Below are 19,550 nucleotides of genomic sequence, written 5' to 3' on the forward strand. Positions count from 1 at the left end.
TCCGGTCAGTAGGCCGCTTTGTTAACAAAGCCTTTGAAAACGGTCAGGAAAACAATCTTGATGTCGAACCACAGGCTCCATTCGCGAATGTATTCCAGGTCAAATTCCACGCGCTTTTCCATCTTGTCGAGCGTGTCGGTTTCCCCGCGCCAGCCGTTAATTTGCGCCCAGCCGGTAATACCGGGTTTGACCTTATGGCGCAGCATGTAGCCTTCGATTAACGCGCGGTATTCCTCGTTGTGGGCAACGGCATGGGGGCGAGGGCCGACAATTGACATTCCGCCAAGCAGGACGTTGATAAACTGCGGCAGCTCGTCCAGCGAAGTGCGGCGCAGAAAGCTCCCGATGGGCGTAATACGCTTGTCGCCTTTGGTCGCCTGCACCACCACCGCGTCGTTCTCCATCACTTTCATCGAGCGGAATTTCCAGACCTTGATAGGCTTACCGTCCATCCCATAGCGGGTCTGGCGGAAAATAACCGGCCCCGGCGAAGTCAGCTTCACCGCCAGGCTGATGCACAGTAGAACCGGGGAAATCAGCAGCAGAATAAAAGAGGACAGCACGATATCTTCCAGCCGCTTAAGCACGCTATTGAAGCCGCTCAACGGGGTTTCAAACAGCGGCACGACGGGCACGCCGTTCACCTCTTCGGTACGGGCATTAAGAATATTGAAGGTAAAAACATCGGGGATCAGCAGCACGGAACAGGTGGTATCCGCCAGTTCGCTCACCAGCTGTTTAATACGGGACTCATGACTCATCGCCATCGCAATGTAGATTTTATCAATCTCGCCGTTGCGAGCGTCGGCCACGAGCGTATTGAAGTTGCCCATATAGTTGATCAGCGCGCCTGCCGGTGGTTCATCGTCGTACACGCCCAGCACGTTAAAGCCCAGCCACGGCTCATTTTTAAAGCTTTGCGCCAGTACCTGCCCGACCGGCAGAGAGCCCGCTATGGCGACACGACGCGTATTAAAACCTTTATTACGCAGCCAGCCTGCGGCAAACCGAATCCACGAGCGGCAAATAACCAGCCCGACACCGGTCAGAACATACCAGGCCAGATAAACCCCAAACGAGCCGTCAAAATCGCTATTGAAGGCAAGCACCCCGGCGCTAAAAATGACGCTCAGCGTCCAGTTCTGCAGCAGCAGGAAGAGCTCGCTGGAGATTTTCACCCCACGCCAGGAACGGTAAAAATCCGTCATCCCACCGATCATCTGAAACACAACGAGGGTCAATAAAGCCATCAGCAGATGCATATAGAGAAACGGCAACGCGTTAGCCTTGCAGACCATCCACAGCCCGGCAAACATGATGCTGATGTCGGAAAAACGTTGCACCATAGAGATCAACGATGCGTTGGTTTTTGGCAGCTCGCGCTTTTTTAGATTTGTCATCGTTTTACCTTTGAAAGAAGTCGCATCGGTGTTTTCCCCCTCAACCCAACCCTCTCCCCAAGGGGGAGAGGGGGTAATAACTGGAACCAGGAGCATTCCCTCTCCCGCCAGGAGAGGGCCGGAAGTTCTGGCTCCTGACTTTCCCCTCTCCCTTCCAGGGAGAGGGCCAGGGTGAGGGTTAAAACACACAGATGCGGCAGATTACTGGTTCAGCAAAGCCATAATTTCCTGCGTTCGCACCTGCATCAGCGTCTCGTCGCCGCGAGACTCCACGTTCAGGCGCACCACCGGCTCGGTGTTAGAGCTGCGCAGGTTGAAGCGCCAGTCACCAAACGCCATGCTGATCCCGTCCGTGTGGTCGATCTCTTCCGCGTGCGGGCCAAAATGCGCGCGCACGCGCTCAATCGCCGCGGCAGGGGCTTCCAGCTTGCTGTTTATTTCCCCACTTGCCGGCCATGCCGCCATACGGTCACGTACCAGCTCACCCAGCGTTTTCCCTTTCAGGCACAGCAGCTCAGTCACCAGCAGCCACGGGATCATTCCGCTGTCGCAGTAGGCAAAGTCGCGGAAGTAGTGATGGGCGCTCATTTCGCCGCCGTAAATCGCATCTTCTTCACGCATGCGCTCTTTGATAAACGCGTGCCCGGTCTTCGACATCACCGGTTTGCCACCCGCGCGCTCGACGATGTCCACCGTGTTCCAGGACAGGCGCGGGTCGTGAATGATTTTCGCGCCGGGCTGTTTTTCGAGGAACGCCGCCGCCAGCAGGCCCACGATGTAGTAACCCTCAATAAACTGCCCTTTCTCGTCGAACAGGAAGCAGCGGTCAAAATCCCCGTCAAAGGCGATGCCCATATCGGCTCCGTGCTCAATCACCGCGTCGCGGGTATCGGCGCGGCACTCGGGCAGCAGCGGGTTAGGAATACCGTTCGGGAAATTACCGTCCGGCGTGTTGTGCACCTTCACGAAGGTCAGCGGCACGTTCAGTGCCTTTAAGCGGGCTTCGATAGCGTCCACAATCGGGCCTGCCGCGCCGTTACCGGAGTTGACCACCAGCTTTAGCGGTTTGATGTTGCTGACGTTGATGTAGGAGAACAGATGGTCAAGGTAGGCTTCCACCACCGACACTTTCTGGTAGCTGCCGCGCGCCGCCTCATTTACCGGCGGGAAGTCGTTGGCTTCCGCCAGGCGCTGCACATCGCGCAGGCCGGTGTCGCCGCTGATCGGGCGGGCGCCCTGGCGCACCAGCTTCATGCCGTTGTAGTCCATCGGGTTGTGGCTGGCGGTCACTTCGATACCGCCGTCCACGTTCAGATGCCAGGTCGCAAAATAGATTTCTTCGGTGCCGGACAGGCCGATATCGAGCACGTCCACGCCCGCGTCCTGCAGGCCACGCGCCAGCGCCTGTTTCAGCGATTCGCTGGTCAGGCGAACGTCGCCGCCCAGCACGATAGTTTTCGGCTTCAGGTACTCGCCGTAGGCGCGGCCGATGCGCCAGGCGATGTCTTCGTTCAGCTCGTCGCCCAGGCGGCCGCGGATGTCGTAGGCTTTAAAACAGGTCAGTTGCTGCATGATTTCGCTCCTTCGGGCAACAGTTACCCAACCCACGGGTTCGTGGCCCGTGGAGAATGTTTACAATCAGGGATTAAATGCGCCCGTAGCGATCCTGGAAACGGACGATATCGTCTTCTTCCAGGTAAGTACCGGAGCGAACCTCGATCAGGTCGAGAGGGATTTTTCCAGGGTTTTCCAGGCAGTGAGTCATGCCGAGCGGAATGTAGATAGACTCGTTTTCACCCAGCAGCTTCACCTCATCACCCAGCGTGACTTTCGCGGTCCCCGCCACCACAATCCAGTGCTCGGCGCGGTGATGGTGCATTTGCAGGGAAAGCCCCTCGCCCGGCTTGACGGTGATGCGCTTCACCTGGTAACGCTCACCGGCGTCGATGGAGTCATATTTTCCCCACGGGCGGTAAACTTCACGGTGGTTATGGTGCTCGTGGCGACCGTCGCCTTTAATGCGCTCCACTACTTTTTTCACGCTCTGGACGTGATCGCGGTCGGCAATCAGCACGGCATCCTTGGTTTGCACCACCACGAGATCTTTCACGCCAACGGTGGTGACCAGGCCGGACTCGGCATAGATGTAGCTGTTTTCGGTTTCGTGGCTGATGACGTCGCCATGATGTACGTTGCCGTCCGGGTTTTTGGCGCTAATTTCCCACAGCGATGACCAGGAGCCGACATCGCTCCAGCCCGCGTCCATTGGCACCACGACCGCATCAGCGGTTTTTTCCATAACCGCGTAGTCGATAGACTCATCCGGGCAGTCCAGGAATGCCTGCTCGTCCACGCGCACAAAGTCGAGGTCCGGGTCAACGCCCGCCATCGCTTTTTCACAGGCGGCCAGAATATCCGGGCGAAATTTAGCCAGTTCTTCCAGATAACGGCCTGCGCGGAACAGGAACATACCGCTGTTCCAGTAATACTCACCGCTGGCAACATAGGCCTGAGCGGTAGAGAGATCGGGTTTTTCTACAAACTGAGCCACATTGAAAGCCAGTGCATCAACGCCGTTCTCCGGGCTGATAACGCCGCCGCGGCGAATATAGCCATAGCCCGTTTCCGGCAGGTCCGGGACAATACCAAAGGTCACCAGCTTGCCGGCTTCGGCATACGGCATCGCGCTACGCACCGCCGTGCGGAAAACCTCTTCATTCTGGATAACGTGATCGGCGGCCAGGATCAGCATCAGCGGATCCTGCTGAGGCTGATTACGCAGTGCGGCCAGTGCCGCCAGTGCAATAGCGGGTGCCGTATTGCGTCCGGCGGGCTCCAGCACGATATTTTCGGTCAGTTTATTCAGCTGGCGCAGCTGCTCGGCAACGATAAAGCGGTGCTGCTCGTTGCAAATGACTACCGGGCTTTCGCACTCCACTCCATTAAGGCGATTGATGGTGGTTTGCAGCATGGTCAGCTCCCCTTTCAGGCAGAGGAACTGCTTGGGGTACAGCACGCGAGACAGCGGCCAGAGGCGACTGCCGTTTCCGCCCGCCATGATCACCGGATAGAGTTGTGACTGACTCATAATTTATCCCCGAATGTCAGCAATAAATTGGCTTAACACGTTCTCTTTTTCGAGCGTGCGTTCGGCATATTCACGTGCCACCGTGTTGTTTTTAGGGCGCTGCAGGCACTTTTCTATACCCGCCGCCAGCGCATCGGCGGACTCAGGCATCACGCAAACCGCAATGCCAGGATAAGCGTCGCAAAGCTGGCCCAGCTCGGTTTCCGGCTCGGCGGTAATTACCGCATTCCCGCCTGCCGCCAGGATATTGGTCAGTTTTGAAGGCAGTACGGCATCCGCCGCCCCACGACGCTGAATGACCAGATGACAGTCGGCCAGGCAAAGCAGCGCCGGGAGCGCTTCGTAAGACTGAAGCGGGTGGAAAACCACATTGTTTAGCCCGTGGACATGCACCAGTTTTTCGAGACGTTCTTTGCCGCCCCCCTGGCCAACAATCACGAATAAGTACGGGCTCTCGGCGAACCGGCCCGCCACTTCAATAAGCGTTTCCAGCCCTTGCTTTTCGCCAATGTTGCCGGAGTACAGCACGATTTTTTTATCTTCCGGCAGATTGAGCGCCCGGCGGACGGCTTCTATTTGCTCGGGAGCAACATCGCGAAAACGCGCCACTTCCGACCAGTTAGGGAAGAAAATCACCCGCTGCGGATCCACGCCTTTCTCGGTGGCTTTATTCATCATCGAGCGAGAAATTGTGGAGACGTTATCGACGTTGTGCAGGCCGCTCTTTTCAAAGCGCTGGGCAAGACGAGCAATTTTGCCCGGCGTCTTACCTGCCATACCCAGGCCAAGCATCGCGTCCACTTCATAATCCTGGATATGCAGCAGCGTGCGTGCGCCGCTGAGTTTTGCCAGCAGGCGCATACCCGGGACGCAAAACAGCGTCGGCACCACGCCAATTACGCGATCTGGCTTCCAGCCTCGCTGGGCGAGAAGCGGGAAAAATGAACTCAGCGCGAAGCTACCTAAATGCAGCAGGCGCTTGAGCGTAGAAGGTTGCTTTGGCACATACAGCGGGCAGCGCCAGACGGTCGCTTTACCCTGCTCTTTTTTGTATTTCCATGCCGAGTAGTCCGGGTGAACTTTCCACACCGGATAGTAAGGAGGCGCGGTGATCACCCGCACCTCATGGCCCCGGCTGGTCATCCACTCCACCATTTCACCGGTGTACTTGCCGATGCCGGTCAGCTCCGGTGAATAGTTAATGCCGTAGACCAGTATTTTCATAAGCCCGGTACCTTCCCTTTGCCCTGCTTAATGAAGTAAGCGCGGCTGTTGTCGTGCACGTCTTCACGCTTAAGCAGCGCTTCCGGCGTCAGCCAGCAGTATGCTGTATGCTGCTCGGACGGCAGATTCAGCTGCTTGTCGTCCACCCGCAGGCGGAAGCCGAGCACCACGTAATGCGTCGAGAAATCTTTTCCGGAGAAGTTATCGCCGTAAAAGTGCTGCCAGATGCCGTAAAACTCTCCGTTCGCCAGGGTGAAGGATGTTCCCAGCTCCGCCTCCGTCAGGCGCATAAACGCGTTAGCCAGGGTTTCATCCTTCTGCACGCGCCCGCCCGGCACAAACCAAAAGCCCTTTGCAGGGCGATTGGTGCGCAGGCCAAGCAGGAACTCACCCGCCTGGTTTTCGACGATAAGATCGATGGAGATCAGCGGAGTCGCGCTCACGACGGTGGCAAAATCTTCAGCGCTCAGGAACATACTTACCCCCGGAACCGCTGCTGGTTTTCGAGGAACCACTGGTAAGTGCTGGCGAGGCCCGCCTCCAGGGAAATCTCGTGATACCAGCCGAGGCGATGCAGGCGGGAAACGTCCAGCAGCTTGCGAGGCGTGCCGTCCGGCTTGCTGGCGTCAAACACCACCCGACCACGGTAGCCGGTGACTTTCGCCAGCGTCTGCGCCAGCTCACGGATGGTGCAATCCACGCCGGTACCGACGTTAATGTGCGACAGCATCGATTCGGTGTTTTCCTGCCACACTTCCTGATCCAGCTCCATCACGTGAATACTGGCCGCGGCCATGTCGTCTACGTGCAAAAACTCGCGCATCGGCGTTCCGCTGCCCCACACCACCACGTCAGGTGCGTTCTCCTGCGTGGCTTCGTGGAAGCGGCGCAGCAGCGCCGGAATGACGTGGGAGTTGCTCGGGTGGAAGTTGTCGTTCGGCCCGTACAGGTTGGTCGGCATCACCGAACGGTAATCCCGCCCGTACTGGCGATTGTAGGACTCGCACAGCTTGATACCGGCTATCTTGGCAATCGCATACGGCTCGTTCGTGGCTTCAAGCGTACCCTGCAGCAATTCGCTTTCGGCCATCGGCTGCTTCGCCATCTTCGGGTAAATACAGGATGAACCGAGGAACAACAGTTTGTTCACGCCGTGCGTGTGCGCGGCATGGATAATGTTGCTTTCGATCATCATGTTCTCGTAGATGAACTCCGCCGGGTAAGTGTTGTTGGCGACGATGCCGCCCACTTTTGCCGCCGCCAGGTATACCTGGTCGATTTTCTCGCTGGCAAAAAAGGCATTCACCTCACCGGTGTCCAGCAGATTCAGCTCATCGCGCCCGCGCAGCACCAGCTCAACGTCATCGCGCTGCCCGAGCTGGCGGACGATGGCCGAGCCGACCATGCCACGGTGGCCGGCAACAAAGATACGTTTCTTATTCATACTCAGGACTCCAGCGCGATGGCGACCTCGTAACCATGGGACTTCAGCAGGGAGTGTTTCTTCGCCGCTTCCAGGTCTTTGGCCACCATCTCGCCGACCATCTCCTGCAGGGTAATTTCCGGTTTCCAGCCCAGCGTTTCGTGCGCTTTAGTAGGGTCGCCCAGCAGGGTTTCAACTTCCGCAGGACGGAAATAGCGCGGGTCAACGGAGACGATCACATCCCCCGGTTTCACGCCTGGTGCGTCGTGGCCCGTGACGGAAACCACAATGCCCTTCTCTTCCACGCCCTGGCCTTCAAAGCGCAGCTTGATGCCGAGCTGCGCGGCAGCCATTTCCACAAACTGACGCACGGAGTACTGCACGCCGGTGGCGATAACGAAGTCTTCCGGCTTTTCCTGCTGCAGCATCATCCACTGCATTTTCACGTAGTCTTTGGCATGGCCCCAGTCGCGCAGGGAATCCATGTTGCCGAGGTACAGGCACTTCTCCAGGCCCTGAGCAATGTTGGCGATGGCGCGGGTAATTTTACGCGTCACGAACGTCTCGCCGCGGCGTGGAGATTCGTGGTTAAACAGAATGCCGTTACAGGCATACATGCCGTAGGATTCACGGTAGTTAACGGTGATCCAGTAGGCGTAAAGCTTGGCAACCGCGTACGGAGAGCGCGGGTAGAAAGGCGTGGTCTCTTTCTGTGGAATTTCCTGCACCAGACCGTACAGCTCGGAGGTGGAGGCCTGATAGAAGCGGGTTTTCTTTTCCAGTCCCAGGAAGCGAATGGCTTCCAGCAGGCGCAGCGTACCCATCGCATCCACGTCAGCGGTGTATTCAGGGGATTCAAACGAAACCGCTACGTGGCTCATCGCCCCGAGGTTGTACACTTCATCTGGCTTCACTTCAGACAGAATGCGGGTCAGGTTTGAGGTGTCGGTCAGGTCACCGTAGTGCAGATGGAATTTCGGGTTGCCCGCGTGTGGATCCTGATAAATATGGTCAACGCGCTCGGTGTTGAAAGAAGATGCGCGACGCTTGATACCGTGAACTTCATAGCCTTTTTCCAGCAGGAATTCCGCCAGGTAAGAGCCGTCTTGTCCGGTGACACCCGTAATGAGAGCTACTTTAGTCATGATATTTTATCCTCTGTGAACATTTTTATTGGCCCTTACCCCTCACCCCATCCCTCTCCCCGAAGGAGAGAGGGCGAGAACCGCTAACGCGTAGAGCGAGGGTAAAAGTAATTACGCGCGTTCGCGTATTTTTACTGCCGGGTTACCCCGGCAAACGGCATTCGCCGGTAATGATTTATAAACGCTGCTCCGTGCCCCCACGACGCAGCCATTACCTATCGTGACGCCAGGGGAAACAAACACATCCGTTGCCAGCCAGCATTTTTCGCCGATAACAATCGGTGACTGGGTAATATCAAAATGCTGGCTCATATAATCGTGACTGCCGGTGCACAAATAACACTTTTGTGACACCACGGAATTTGCGCCGATGGTAATTTCGCCGAGGGTATAAAGCACCGCGTCGTCGCCAACCCAGGCATAATCTCCGAGCGTTAACTTCCACGGATAGGTAATTTTCACCGACGGGCGAATAACAACTTTTTTGCCTACCTTCGCCCCAAACATGCGTAATAAAAAGGCACGCCACGGATATAAAACCTGCGGAGACCAGGCAAATAACGTGGCCTGTACCGCCCACCACAATTGCACTTTAATGCCGCTCGCGCCGCGAAACCCCCTCGGTACACTGAAGCCGCTTAAATCCTGCATAATATTTCCCGTGTGCTTTAGGTTTTGTTATAAAGCGCTTTGGCTTTGCCGGTTGTTTTTAACCGCAGTTGAAAAGAGAGTTCTGCAATGAATCCCGGCACGCGTAAAATTTTACGCTGCACGTTTTTTGCATCCTGGCACAGCTCAACGTTATTAGAGGTAGAAACGCCGCCCATTGAGAATTCAGACACCAGGCCTTTGATACGTTTGAAGGCATAGCCGCTTTTATACATTTTTGCCGCCAGCGCATAATCGGATGAGACTTTATATTGCAGATCGTAAGGGTATTTACGCAGGCCGGATAACGGGAAAAAGATCGCCTGATGGCTTGCCGGCAGGCTGTGATAGATATACCAGCCACGCTTAGCGCTGCGGCGAATTTTATTGCCGTCGCCAAAGTCCAGCAGCGCGTCGCCAATCACCATCGCATCGTCACGCTCGCCTACGGCTGCCAGCTGATAAATCACCTCGGCAATCTCAGGGTGGAAAGCATCGCCGGAGTTCAGAAAGAGCGCGTAGCGCCCCTGCGCCATAGCAATCCCTTTGTTCATCGCGTCGTAAATGCCGTTGTCTTTCTCGCTGACAAAGCGCAGGTTGTACTGGCCCTGCAGACCTGAAAGGAACTCGGCCGTGCCATCCGGGGAATCACCGTCAACGACGATCCATTCAAACTCAATGTTTTTGGCCTGTGCCAGATGCGCCAGTGATTGCCAGGTTTTCACTACCCCGTCATAATTACGCCATGCGACTGTAATAACACTTAATAACATTATTGCGCACCTCCTGGCAGCGAACGATTAATTGCTTTACGCAAAATAAATGGGCAAACAATTAAAAATGCGTATTCCGGACTAAAAATCGAACCGGTAAAAAACAAGGATACAGGCATAAACAACCAAAGCTGAACACGATAATTCTCATTATTGCCGAATGCATTGCGCATCATTTTCATGACTCGCCACATATAGCCAACGGTCATCAGCAGTGCAAACCATGAAAAATAAATAATCAGCAGATACAGTCCATTGTCCACGGTTTTCCCTACGTCCGCACCGTTAAATATTCCGAATGATGCGACATATTCATAGAGTGAACCAAAACGAACTACCCCATCAACATTTGCCAGAGAATAACCCACCATGGCTAACGGACCAATTATTCGGTAATACGATGAAGATCCTTCCGTCCCTAAATCACCAATACGTGTTGCAATATAAGGAAATGCAAACACCAGACCGATCAAAAAAACGGCTAAAGAGATAATTGCTAACGGCAACTTCTTTTTAATGGCACTTTTATTAAGGTATTGGAATGCCCACTCCAGCAGGTAAAACAAAATAAACGTCATCACCCCGGAGAAGGATCCTGAAAGGATTATCCCTAAAAGAATCATAACATCAGTTTTCGGCGTTTTGATACCAAACTGTTTGATACTGAGCCAAATTGAGATTAATGCCAGGGCGAAGAAAGCGGGCTCAAAATAGAGCGCGGTGGTACGCCGCCCACCGAAGCTAATAAAGTTGAGCACGTAGCTGTTGCTGTAGATGAGAAACTTCGAAATTTTCTCAATCAAACTACTGCCGCCGGTCAGGATAATCTGGGCCATTTCCGCGGCGGCAAGCGCGACGATAATGCCGACAACACCGTAGAAAAAACGCAGTATCTTACGGTGATTTCGCTGCGAAATAGTCTTGAAGCGGCAGCTCCAGGTCAACCCGAGAATCAGGACGATATAGACAAACAGCATCATTGAGGTGACGTATTTTCCGGGATCCAGCGACTGCCCGAAGATGTAGTTAAATGCCGTCAGCCCCGCCCCCACGCCCAGCGCAATCATCAGCTTTTTAAGGTTGATGCGCTCGATATACAAAAACAGCATGGCCGGCAGGAAGGTCACGATGGTTATCGGGAAACTTTCCCCGAGGGAGGCAAGCTTAACGTTCACCACCAGATAGATGAACGGCAGCAGCAGATAGCTACAGACCCTGATAGAACGAGACATACTCCTCCAGCATCTGTTTCCCGCTGTAGGCCTGGCGGCTGGCTGCACGGAAGGTCGCTAAATCAGTCGCGAACACCTGCTCCGCCAGTTGGGCTTTTTTGAGCTGCACCAGCGCCAGAACCTGCTCAGGCGTGAAAGTCTTACCGCCCACCTTGCGCAGAACTTCGTCTGCCGCTTCGCTGCTCGTCGCCACCACCGGTACGCCGATAGAAAGCGCTTCGCAAAGGATCAGCGGGTAGTTATCCACCCGGGAACTGAACACCAGGCTGTCCATGGTATTCAGCTCGCTCATCAGCGCGCGTTTGTCGGTCATGTAGCCGTGGTTCACCACGTTAGCGCCTTCAAACGGCGAGAACTTGCCGAAGGTATGCAGCTCAATGCTGTTCCCCAGCGCCATCATCGCCCGCACCAGCTTCTGGTTGGTTTTGCCGTCATAGCGCAGGTCGTGGGCAACAATCGCCACGCGGGGTTTTGCCGTTGCCACGCCGCTTTCAGGCAGCTCGGCCAGAATCGCCTCGGTGGCAACGTCGATACCGTTATTGATGATGCTGCAGCGCCCTGCCCCATAGAGCTGGTTAAAGGCTTCCGCCACGTGCTGGCTGGGAGAAATAAACCTGCAGCCAAGTGCCAGCATTTCACGGAACAGCTGGCGTTTTCCCTCCACTTGCTGATGGGCCTTATCGACCTTCACCGGTGGATAGTTGTTCAGCGTCGGGCATTTGACGCAGCCCGTTTTCCAGCCTTCGCAGCCGTCGAGGAAAGCGCAGCGTCCGGTAATGCTCCAGTGGTCGTGCAGCGTCCAGACAAAGGTAACGTCCGGTTTATGCGCCTTCACCCGCTGGCAAAACGACACCATTTCCTCCAGGTTCAGCCAATAGCTATGCACCACGTGAAAATGCAGCACCACGGGCTGCTGGCTGCGGGTGACGCGGCGGTAAAGCTTGTTCAGGTTGCCAAACGGATCGCGATTCAAGAAGCGGAACAGCGCGATATTGGCAACAGAGACCATGCGCGGCGTAAGCTTTTCAACGTCCTGGTACAGGTCGTGGCTGGCGCTTTTCTTGCCGCCTTTGCCATAGCCATAAATAAAACGTGATGACAACCCGGCAAGGCGTGCACGTTGATGGAGATCCAGCGCTACGCCCGCGGCGCCGCCTTCTGCAAGGCGCACATTAAACTGCATGATGTTCATTTGATCACCTTAACCCGCGCTTTTTCACCCACCACCAGCGCGTTGTCCGGCACGCTGTCCAGCACCACGCTGCCCGCGCCCACCGCCACGTTATTGCCGATGGTGATATCGCCCACGATAATCACGTTGGCGCCCAGCTCAACGCCGTGACCAATTACCGGGCAGGACAGGCTGTTGCCGCGGTTGCCGATGGTGACGCCGTGGCGGATGGTGAAATCATCCCCCGCGACGACGAACTTATTGATAACCACCGCGTAGCCATGGTGGATAGTGAAGCGGCGGCCAATGGTGGCGGCCGCCTGAATTTCATAGCCAAACAGGCATTCGGTAATAAAGCGGTAAGCCAGCAGTACCGGCGCCGCCCAGAGGTTGTTGATCACGCTTTTCTTGCGCCACACCGAGCAGAAGTGGGCAACGCGGTAGGCCAGCACCATGCAGCACGGACGCAGGCTCCAGCTATTGGCTCGAATATCTTCCAGCACGCTTATTTCCCCCGCAGGCTGTCGGCGAGGCGCTTGCCGTTGCGCACCGTCAGCAGGGCTAACAGCGTGCGCAAAGACATACGCTTGTTGCGGATCTGGTAGAGCGTATACAGCTGGTATTTCTTGCTGCCGCGGTCGAATTTATCTTTGTGCTTGCGGTAGAAGTGGAAATAACCGGCGAATTTCTTCGGCGATTTGGTTATCTGCATTTCGCCGTGATTCACGTGCAGAATTTGAGTTGCCTCTTCCACCTTCCACGGCTGGCCGTACTCCACCACCATACGCAGAAAGATGTCGTAGTCCTGCGCCGCTTTCAGCTCGGTATCAAACAGGCTGCTCTTAAAACGCTCGGCGTAGGTGAACACCTGGTTGCCAATGATGTTGCGCTTATAGAACAACTTCAGCGAATACGGCGACTTCGGGTACAGCGGCAGACTGGTCGGCTGTGAGTAAACCTGCCCTTCGCACAGATAGTCGTTAGCGTATAAAAACGCGTGGGTGACCAGCTGATGCTGATGGGACAGAAACACCGACAGGCGGTTAGGCGTCCATTCATCGTCATCATCAATGCCGGTGATGAACCGCCCCTGCGCCAGCTGAATCGCCTGATTGCGTACCGCGCAGGCGCCGCTGTTAACGTCGTTATGAATGTACCGCACCCGGGGGTCGCCGAGGTCTGCCACAAACTGCTGCAGCTGCTGGAAGCTGGCCGAGCAGTCATCGACGATAATCATTTCCCAGTGGTCATAATCCTGACGCAGCACCGAATTTATGGCCCGAATGGCCAGCTGCTGGCGGTTCCACGTAGGCATATAAATAGAGATAAGCGGGCGAGTTGCGCTGCTGTTCATGGCCATCACCTTATTTAGCATCCGACTTATATTCGTATTCGTAATACCCGTAATCCTGGTAGCCGGTGGCTCTGCGGAATATCGAGTTAAGGATCACGCCGCGCACCGCAATACCGTTTTGTTCGAAGCGGCTAAGACTGGTTTCCACCTCTTTCAGCGTGTTCACCGCGTAGCGAGCAACCATCAGCGTGGTCCCCGCGTGGCGGCCTACAATCGCCGCGTCAGTCACGGCAAGGATTGGCGGAGTATCGATCAGGACGAGGTCATAGTTTTCGCTGGCCCATTTCACCAACTGGGCAAAGCGCTCGTTCATCAGCAATTCTGACGGATTAGCCGGCACTTGCCCGCGAGGAATCAGGTCAAAATTCGGCACGGAGGTTTTCTGCGCACAACGGGTAATATCACCCTGCCCTGAAAGTACGTCGGACAGCCCGTTAACGTTGGTCGTTCCCAACAGTTCGTGGGTATAGCCTTTACGCATATCGCAGTCCATCAACAACACGCGCTTATTCGTCTGGCTAATCACGGCCGCGAGGTTGGCACAAACAAAGGTCTTACCGATGGACGGGCTAACGCCGGTCAGCATCAGAACATTGTTGGGTGCCTGCATCATGGCGAAGTGCAGGCTGGTTCGCAGGCTGCGGATGGCTTCAATCGCCAGGTCGGTTGGATTACCGACGGCCAGCAGCTGGCTTTGCTTATTACGTTTAGCGCCTTTCACATTACGCAGGCTGGCGTGATCGCGGGTTTTCTGCCACTCGGAAAGTGGAATGCTCGCGTAGACGCTAAGCCCCGCTTCTTCCAGCACCGTTGGACTTTCGATGCCGCCGTTAAACAGCGAGCGCAGCAGCACGCCAATAATGGAAACGATAAGACCCAGAATAATGCTGCCCAGCACCACCAGCGCGCGCTGCGGTTTAACCATTCCCGGTTGCGCGATCGCCGGGTCAACAATACGTACGTCTCCCACCGTGCTGGCTTCGGTGATTTTCAACTCCTGCTGTTTGTTCAGCAGTTGCATATAAACCTGCTGGCCGGACTCCACATCGCGCGTCAGGCGCACAATTTCCTGCTGGGTTTTCGGCATCGCGGCAATGCGATTTGTCAGGCGTGCTTTCTGGTCTTCCAGCGTTTTACGCTGTTCCAGCAGCGTGCGGTATGACGGGTGAACTTTGGTGTACAGCTTTGAGATTTCCGCCTCTTTGAAGGTCAGCTCATTAAGCTGAGAATCAATGTTCACCACGGAATCAAGCAGCGATTTAGCTTCCAGCGAAAGATCCACTGAATCCTGGCGCTGGCGATAAGCATTAAGTTTGTTTTCCGCTGCATCCAGATTACCGCGGACTTCCGGCAGCTGCTCGGCCAGGAATTTCAGACTTTTTGCCGCTTCCTCGGATTTACGCTGTACGTTTTGGGCAAGGTAGTTACGGGTGATGCTGTCCAGGATTGCACGAATCTGGTCTTTATCTTCCCCGGTATAAGACAGGCTAAGCACGCCGGTATCTTTGCCGTTCTCGGTCACCGTCAGGTTGCCCAACAGCTGGTTTATCATGCCCAGCGTGGAGTACTTCACCACGGTGAAATTGTCACCCGGCTGCGCCTGGATGCCGTCAATCTGCATGGTCACCCCGCCTTTACTCAGCGGCTTCCCCACCTCACCTTTAGCGCTAAACCCTTTGTCGCTGGTCAGCTGATACTGCTTGTCGTTCAGGGCTTCAACGGTGAAGGTGTCTTTGTTCATTGCTGACGGCAGGTTAAAGGTGGTGACATTCACCGTGTCATTCTGGTGTCCCTGCAGCCGGTCCCAGCCTGCGCCAAACAGCCAAAAGGTGTTCTTGGTAACCGAAATATCCAGGTTCAGATCGTCAACGGTTTTACCCAACACCAGGCGAGATTGAATGAGCTGAATTTCTGCGGCAGAAGCCGGGGGCTTATTGCTCAGCGCGGAGCTGATGTCATTGACCAGCGTGTTACCGGCATTTTGTTCGATTTGCACCAGCGCGTCGGCCTTATACACCGGCGTCGCAAACAGCGCATACACCACGGCCAGCGCCGCAAACAGCCCTGTAATGCCGATAACCCACCAGCGAGCTTCCAGCACGGTGCCAAACAAACGGCCGATATCAATTTCGTCATTGCCCTCGGTCGGGGCGCTCGAACGGCGTACTTTCTCTGTCATTGTTAACCCTGATGAGCGTTAAGTGCGTTAGCCCACTTTTGGGCAGAAAGGTCGAGCATGCTGTAAACCGCTTCAAAGGCATCGCGGCTTTTGCGGTAAGGATCGGGGATTTCCCGCTCCGCATCCCAGTGACCAAACAGCATCACTTTGCCGCGCATCTCCGGCGCCATTTCACACAGCGTGGTGATATGGCGTTTTTCCATCGCCAGAATCAGGTCATACTCCCGGCACAGGCGGCCAGAAACCTGACGAGCCAAATGCCCTTCCAGCGAAAGATCATGACGGCCAGCCACTTCAACGGCACCGGCATCGGCACTCTTGCCCACTAAGGCCCCCAGCCCCGCTGAACTGACGTTCAGCTCGGGCCGGTAGCGTTTAAGCAGGCGTTCAGCCGTGGGGGAACGGCAAATGTTCCCCACGCAAACCACAAGTATTTTGTTGAACATAGCGCGTTACCAGGTGTGAATATCTTTGGCGGTATCCGTCATATAGCGAACGCCGCTGATGGTTGGCAGTAGCTGGTTGATCAGGCGATTCCAGCGAGAAACCGGTGCAGTCGTGACGTACACCACGTCATAAGGCTGCAGCTGGAATTCGGTGCCCATCACCAGCGAAGTCGCATCGGACATATCGAGCTGGTAAATATTGGCAATCTTGCCGTTCTGCTGAGTCTGGCCTTTGAGCGGACGGATAACAAAGATACCGCTGGCGTTCGAAGAGGTGAGATCGATGCCTTCGGCCTGGCCAAGGGCTTCGGTCAGCGTCATGCCGCTGAAGTCCATTTTGAGGGTGGTTTGCTTCTTCACTTCACCCATAACGAACACTTTCAGATCGTCATTACGCGGCACAAACAGAATGTCGCCGGGGTAGAGGAGATGGTTTTGGCTGAGGTCGCCGTTTTGCATCAGCGCCTGCAGCGAAATACGTTTTTCCTGCCCGTTGTGGGTCAGGACGACGTTGCGCCAGTCTGCCGCATCGGTCAGCCCCCCTGCCGCATTGATGGCATCGAGAATGGTCAACGGGACGTTAGTAATAGGCTGCTGACCGGATTTATTCACCTGCCCGGATATGTAGGCTTTTTGTGAGCGGAAGGCAGCGATATTAACGTCCACCTGCGGCTGGGCAATATACTGCGCAAGGCGGCTGGTAATATCGCTGCGAATTTCTGCCAGCGTTTTGCCGGTTACGCTAACTTTCCCCACATAGGGATAAAACATGGTGCCATCAGACTGCACCCAGTTACCTGCATCACTTGAGCTACGGTACTGGCCCGCGGGCGTGGTTAATTCCGGGTGGTCCCAGACCGTGACATTTAAGACATCACCAGGCCCGACGCGATACTGGTAGTTAGCAATGTCTTTATCCAGCCCGGCATTAGGCTGAGCAACCACGGGGCGAGGCCTCAGTTGCTCCACCAGTCGCGGGGTTAAGGGATAAACATTGACCATCCGGTCGAGGTCGAAGTCGGCATCCTGTTGTTTGATGACGTCTTTTCCCGATGTGGACATATTGCTGCCGGGAAATACCGTACAGCCGCTCATCAGGGTGACTGACACCAATAAAGGCATCAACTTAAGTTTGTATTTTATCATTGAGTATTTATCACTATGGCTGAGTAATTATCCTGAGCGAATAAAACAAGCAAGCAATTAGCCGTGAGGATGATGTACAGAATTGAACATATTCAGAGAGTGAGATAACTGGCATTATTCCTAAAATAAATTTATTTCCCGACACTCTGATGACTCCATGACCTGCTGTTATCTGGCCGCATCCGGGCACGCTACCGCCCCTGGCTCACAGTCACCAACCTACTGAAAATGGTAAACAATCTTAATTTACCGGCACATTCAAATACCCATAGAAGATATTGAAGCCAGAGAATCAGACTTTATGGAAATGCTGGGGCGAACTATTAACCAATGTATAAAAAACACATTCATTGCTAATCATCGATAAAGATTGTTGCAGCTTAAACTCCAGCAGGCAAGGAGACAAAAGGCAGCAATTAGACTTTTAAGAATAATATGAACCACGCAATAATAAGCTTTTAGGATTTTCTTTATATTGACAATAAAAATAATTAAAAAATCACCATAAAAATATACAGATATATCTCATAGCGGCTTGCTCACGAATAAAATATATAGCCCAAATACCTCTTTAATTATTAACCTCAATTACCTGCGGGATATTCATTTTATTGCGTCAACGCGATAAGCCATTACGGATTAATCTCAGGCAGGCGTTGCTTTTTGTCAGGCAATTATCCATCATTTCACTGTGGCATTTGCCCGCAAGTAAAAAGGCTGTAAACCGCGTATGGAATGGATTGCCGACCCCTCAATTTGGGCCGGGTTAGTTACCCTGGTCGTTATCGAACTGGTTTTGGGCATTGATAACCTTGTCTTCATTGCCATCCTCGCCGAAAAGCTTCCCGCTAAACTTCGCGACCGCGCTCGCGTCACGGGCCTGCTGCTGGCCATGGTCATGCGTTTATTGCTGCTGGCATCCATTTCATGGCTGGTCACGCTGACTCGTCCGCTTTTTAGCTTTCATGCGCTCAGCTTTAGCGCCAGAGATTTGATTATGCTATTTGGCGGCCTTTTTTTGCTGTTTAAAGCTACCATGGAGCTTAACGAGCGGCTGGAGGGCAAGGATAGCGAGCACCGCACGCAAAAACGAGGCGCCAGATTCTGGCCTGTGGTGGCGCAAATCGTCATCCTTGATGCCGTGTTTTCCCTGGATTCAGTTGTCACCGCCGTCGGCATGGTCGATCATCTTGCGGTGATGATGGCCGCGGTCATTATTGCTATAGGGCTGATGGTGCTGGCCAGCAAAGCGTTGACGCGGTTTGTGAACAGCCACCCGACCATCGTTATTTTGTGCCTCAGTTTCCTGCTGATGATTGGCTTTAGCCTGGTGGCCGATGGCTTTGGCTACCAAATACCAAAAGGCTACCTCTACGCAGCCATCGGTTTCTCAGTCATGATCGAGTCGCTGAATCAGCTGGCCATCTTTAACCGCCGGCGCTTTCTTTCCGCCAATCAGTCGCTGCGCGAGCGCACTGCCGAAGCCGTACTGCGGCTGCTGAACGGTAAAAAAGAAGACGCCGAGCTGGACGCCCAAACCGCGTCGATGATTGCAGACAGCGGCTTAGACAGCGATATTTTCAACCCGCAGGAAACGCGAATGATCGAACGCGTGCTGCACCTTAACCAGCGCAGCGTCAGCAGCATCATGACTTCCCGTCACGATGTGGAGCACCTGAACATCGCCGCGCCGGAAGAGCAGATCCGGGAGCTGCTGGATAAAAACAAGCACACGCGCATCGTGGTGACCGATGACGGGGAAGAGATCCTCGGCGTGGTGCACGTTATCGATTTGCTGCAGCAGTCGCTGCACGGTGAAGCCCTGGACATTGCGCCGCTGATTCGTCAGCCGCTGGTCTTTCCCGAGGCCTTGCAGCTGCTGCAGGCGCTGGAACAGTTCCGCAATGCGCGCACCCATTTTGCCTTTGTGGTGGACGAATTTGGCTCGGTTGAGGGTGTGGTGACGCTTAGCGACGTGATGGAAACCATTGCCGGCAATCTTCCGAACGAAGTGGAAGAGATTGATGCCCGCCATGATATCCAGAAAAACCCGGACGGTAGCTGGACGGCGAACGGCCACATGCCGCTGGACGATCTGGTGCAGTACATCGCCCTGCCCCTTGATGAGAAGCGGGAATATCACACCATTGCCGGGCTGCTGATGGAGCACTTACAGCACGTTCCTGCCGAGGGCGAAACCGTTGAAGTGGGGAATTATTTGCTAAAGACGCTCGAGGTGATAAACCACAGGGTGAATAAAGTACAGATAGTTCCGCGTCTGCAGGAAGAGAGCCTGCTGGATTACGAGGTATAAAAAAGAG

General features: G+C 54.7%; 17 protein-coding genes. 1 reads left to right on the forward strand and 16 read right to left on the reverse strand.

The window, feature by feature from the left end; genetic code table 11:
• Nucleotides 1–5: 5 nt before the first annotated feature.
• The 16 genes from wcaJ to VGM55_RS16190 all read right to left on the reverse strand — a co-directional run bounded on the left by wcaJ (nt 6) and on the right by VGM55_RS16190 (nt 17,229).
• Nucleotides 6–1,400: an undecaprenyl-phosphate glucose phosphotransferase gene (wcaJ, locus tag VGM55_RS16115; protein WP_154187971.1), complete on the reverse strand. Its 1,395-nt coding sequence runs from the start codon at nt 1,398–1,400 to the stop codon at nt 6–8.
• Between the two features lie 201 nt (nt 1,401–1,601).
• Entirely contained in the window at nt 1,602–2,972 is a 1,371-nt protein-coding gene (gene cpsG / locus VGM55_RS16120; protein WP_331636015.1) for a phosphomannomutase CpsG, read from the reverse strand.
• 73 nt (nt 2,973–3,045) lie between these two features.
• Entirely contained in the window at nt 3,046–4,488 is a 1,443-nt protein-coding gene (cpsB, locus tag VGM55_RS16125; RefSeq protein WP_331636016.1) for a mannose-1-phosphate guanyltransferase, read from the reverse strand.
• A 3-nt stretch (nt 4,489–4,491) separates the two neighbouring features.
• Complete coding sequence (wcaI, locus tag VGM55_RS16130) at nt 4,492–5,712, reverse strand: colanic acid biosynthesis fucosyltransferase WcaI (RefSeq protein WP_331636017.1); 1,221 nt, start codon at nt 5,710–5,712, stop codon at nt 4,492–4,494.
• The gene (locus VGM55_RS16135) at nt 5,709–6,188 is read right to left on the reverse strand and encodes a GDP-mannose mannosyl hydrolase (protein WP_154187976.1); all 480 of its coding nucleotides are present in this window, start codon (nt 6,186–6,188) and stop codon (nt 5,709–5,711) included. The genes wcaI and VGM55_RS16135 overlap by 4 nt, the downstream gene beginning before the upstream one ends.
• 2 nt (nt 6,189–6,190) lie before the next feature.
• On the reverse strand, nt 6,191–7,156 hold the full coding sequence (gene fcl, locus VGM55_RS16140; protein ID WP_154187978.1) for a GDP-L-fucose synthase: 966 nt from the start codon (nt 7,154–7,156) through the stop codon (nt 6,191–6,193).
• Nucleotides 7,157–7,158: 2 nt separating this feature from the next.
• A complete protein-coding gene (gene gmd / locus VGM55_RS16145; RefSeq protein ID WP_038481254.1) occupies nt 7,159–8,280 on the reverse strand; it encodes a GDP-mannose 4,6-dehydratase in 1,122 nt (373 codons plus the stop codon).
• A 111-nt stretch (nt 8,281–8,391) separates the two neighbouring features.
• Nucleotides 8,392–8,931 (reverse strand): colanic acid biosynthesis acetyltransferase WcaF, encoded by a 540-nt coding sequence (wcaF, locus tag VGM55_RS16150; RefSeq protein ID WP_331636018.1) that lies wholly within the window; start codon nt 8,929–8,931, stop codon nt 8,392–8,394.
• A gap of 17 nt (nt 8,932–8,948) precedes the next feature.
• A complete protein-coding gene (gene wcaE, locus VGM55_RS16155) occupies nt 8,949–9,701 on the reverse strand; it encodes a colanic acid biosynthesis glycosyltransferase WcaE (protein ID WP_331636019.1) in 753 nt (250 codons plus the stop codon).
• Entirely contained in the window at nt 9,701–10,933 is a 1,233-nt protein-coding gene (wcaD, locus tag VGM55_RS16160) for a colanic acid polymerase WcaD (RefSeq protein WP_154188136.1), read from the reverse strand. The genes wcaE and wcaD overlap by 1 nt, the downstream gene beginning before the upstream one ends.
• Complete coding sequence (locus tag VGM55_RS16165) at nt 10,908–12,125, reverse strand: glycosyltransferase (RefSeq protein ID WP_331636020.1); 1,218 nt, start codon at nt 12,123–12,125, stop codon at nt 10,908–10,910. The genes wcaD and VGM55_RS16165 overlap by 26 nt, the downstream gene beginning before the upstream one ends.
• The gene (gene wcaB, locus VGM55_RS16170; RefSeq protein ID WP_331636021.1) at nt 12,122–12,607 is read right to left on the reverse strand and encodes a colanic acid biosynthesis acetyltransferase WcaB; all 486 of its coding nucleotides are present in this window, start codon (nt 12,605–12,607) and stop codon (nt 12,122–12,124) included. The genes VGM55_RS16165 and wcaB overlap by 4 nt, the downstream gene beginning before the upstream one ends.
• 2 nt (nt 12,608–12,609) lie before the next feature.
• On the reverse strand, nt 12,610–13,458 hold the full coding sequence (wcaA, locus tag VGM55_RS16175; protein WP_331636022.1) for a colanic acid biosynthesis glycosyltransferase WcaA: 849 nt from the start codon (nt 13,456–13,458) through the stop codon (nt 12,610–12,612).
• Nucleotides 13,459–13,468: 10 nt separating this feature from the next.
• On the reverse strand, nt 13,469–15,637 hold the full coding sequence (gene wzc / locus VGM55_RS16180) for a tyrosine-protein kinase Wzc (protein ID WP_331636023.1): 2,169 nt from the start codon (nt 15,635–15,637) through the stop codon (nt 13,469–13,471).
• 2 nt (nt 15,638–15,639) lie between these two features.
• A complete protein-coding gene (gene wzb / locus VGM55_RS16185) occupies nt 15,640–16,083 on the reverse strand; it encodes a low molecular weight protein-tyrosine-phosphatase Wzb (protein ID WP_154187986.1) in 444 nt (147 codons plus the stop codon).
• A gap of 6 nt (nt 16,084–16,089) precedes the next feature.
• A complete protein-coding gene (locus VGM55_RS16190; protein WP_154187987.1) occupies nt 16,090–17,229 on the reverse strand; it encodes a polysaccharide export protein in 1,140 nt (379 codons plus the stop codon).
• A gap of 730 nt (nt 17,230–17,959) precedes the next feature.
• Between VGM55_RS16190 and VGM55_RS16195 the strand changes: the two genes are divergently transcribed.
• On the forward strand, nt 17,960–19,543 hold the full coding sequence (locus tag VGM55_RS16195; protein WP_154187989.1) for a TerC family protein: 1,584 nt from the start codon (nt 17,960–17,962) through the stop codon (nt 19,541–19,543).
• Nucleotides 19,544–19,550 lie beyond the last annotated feature (7 nt).

It is taken from the genome of Cedecea sp. (assembly GCF_036500665.1).
GTDB lineage: Bacteria > Pseudomonadota > Gammaproteobacteria > Enterobacterales > Enterobacteriaceae > Cedecea.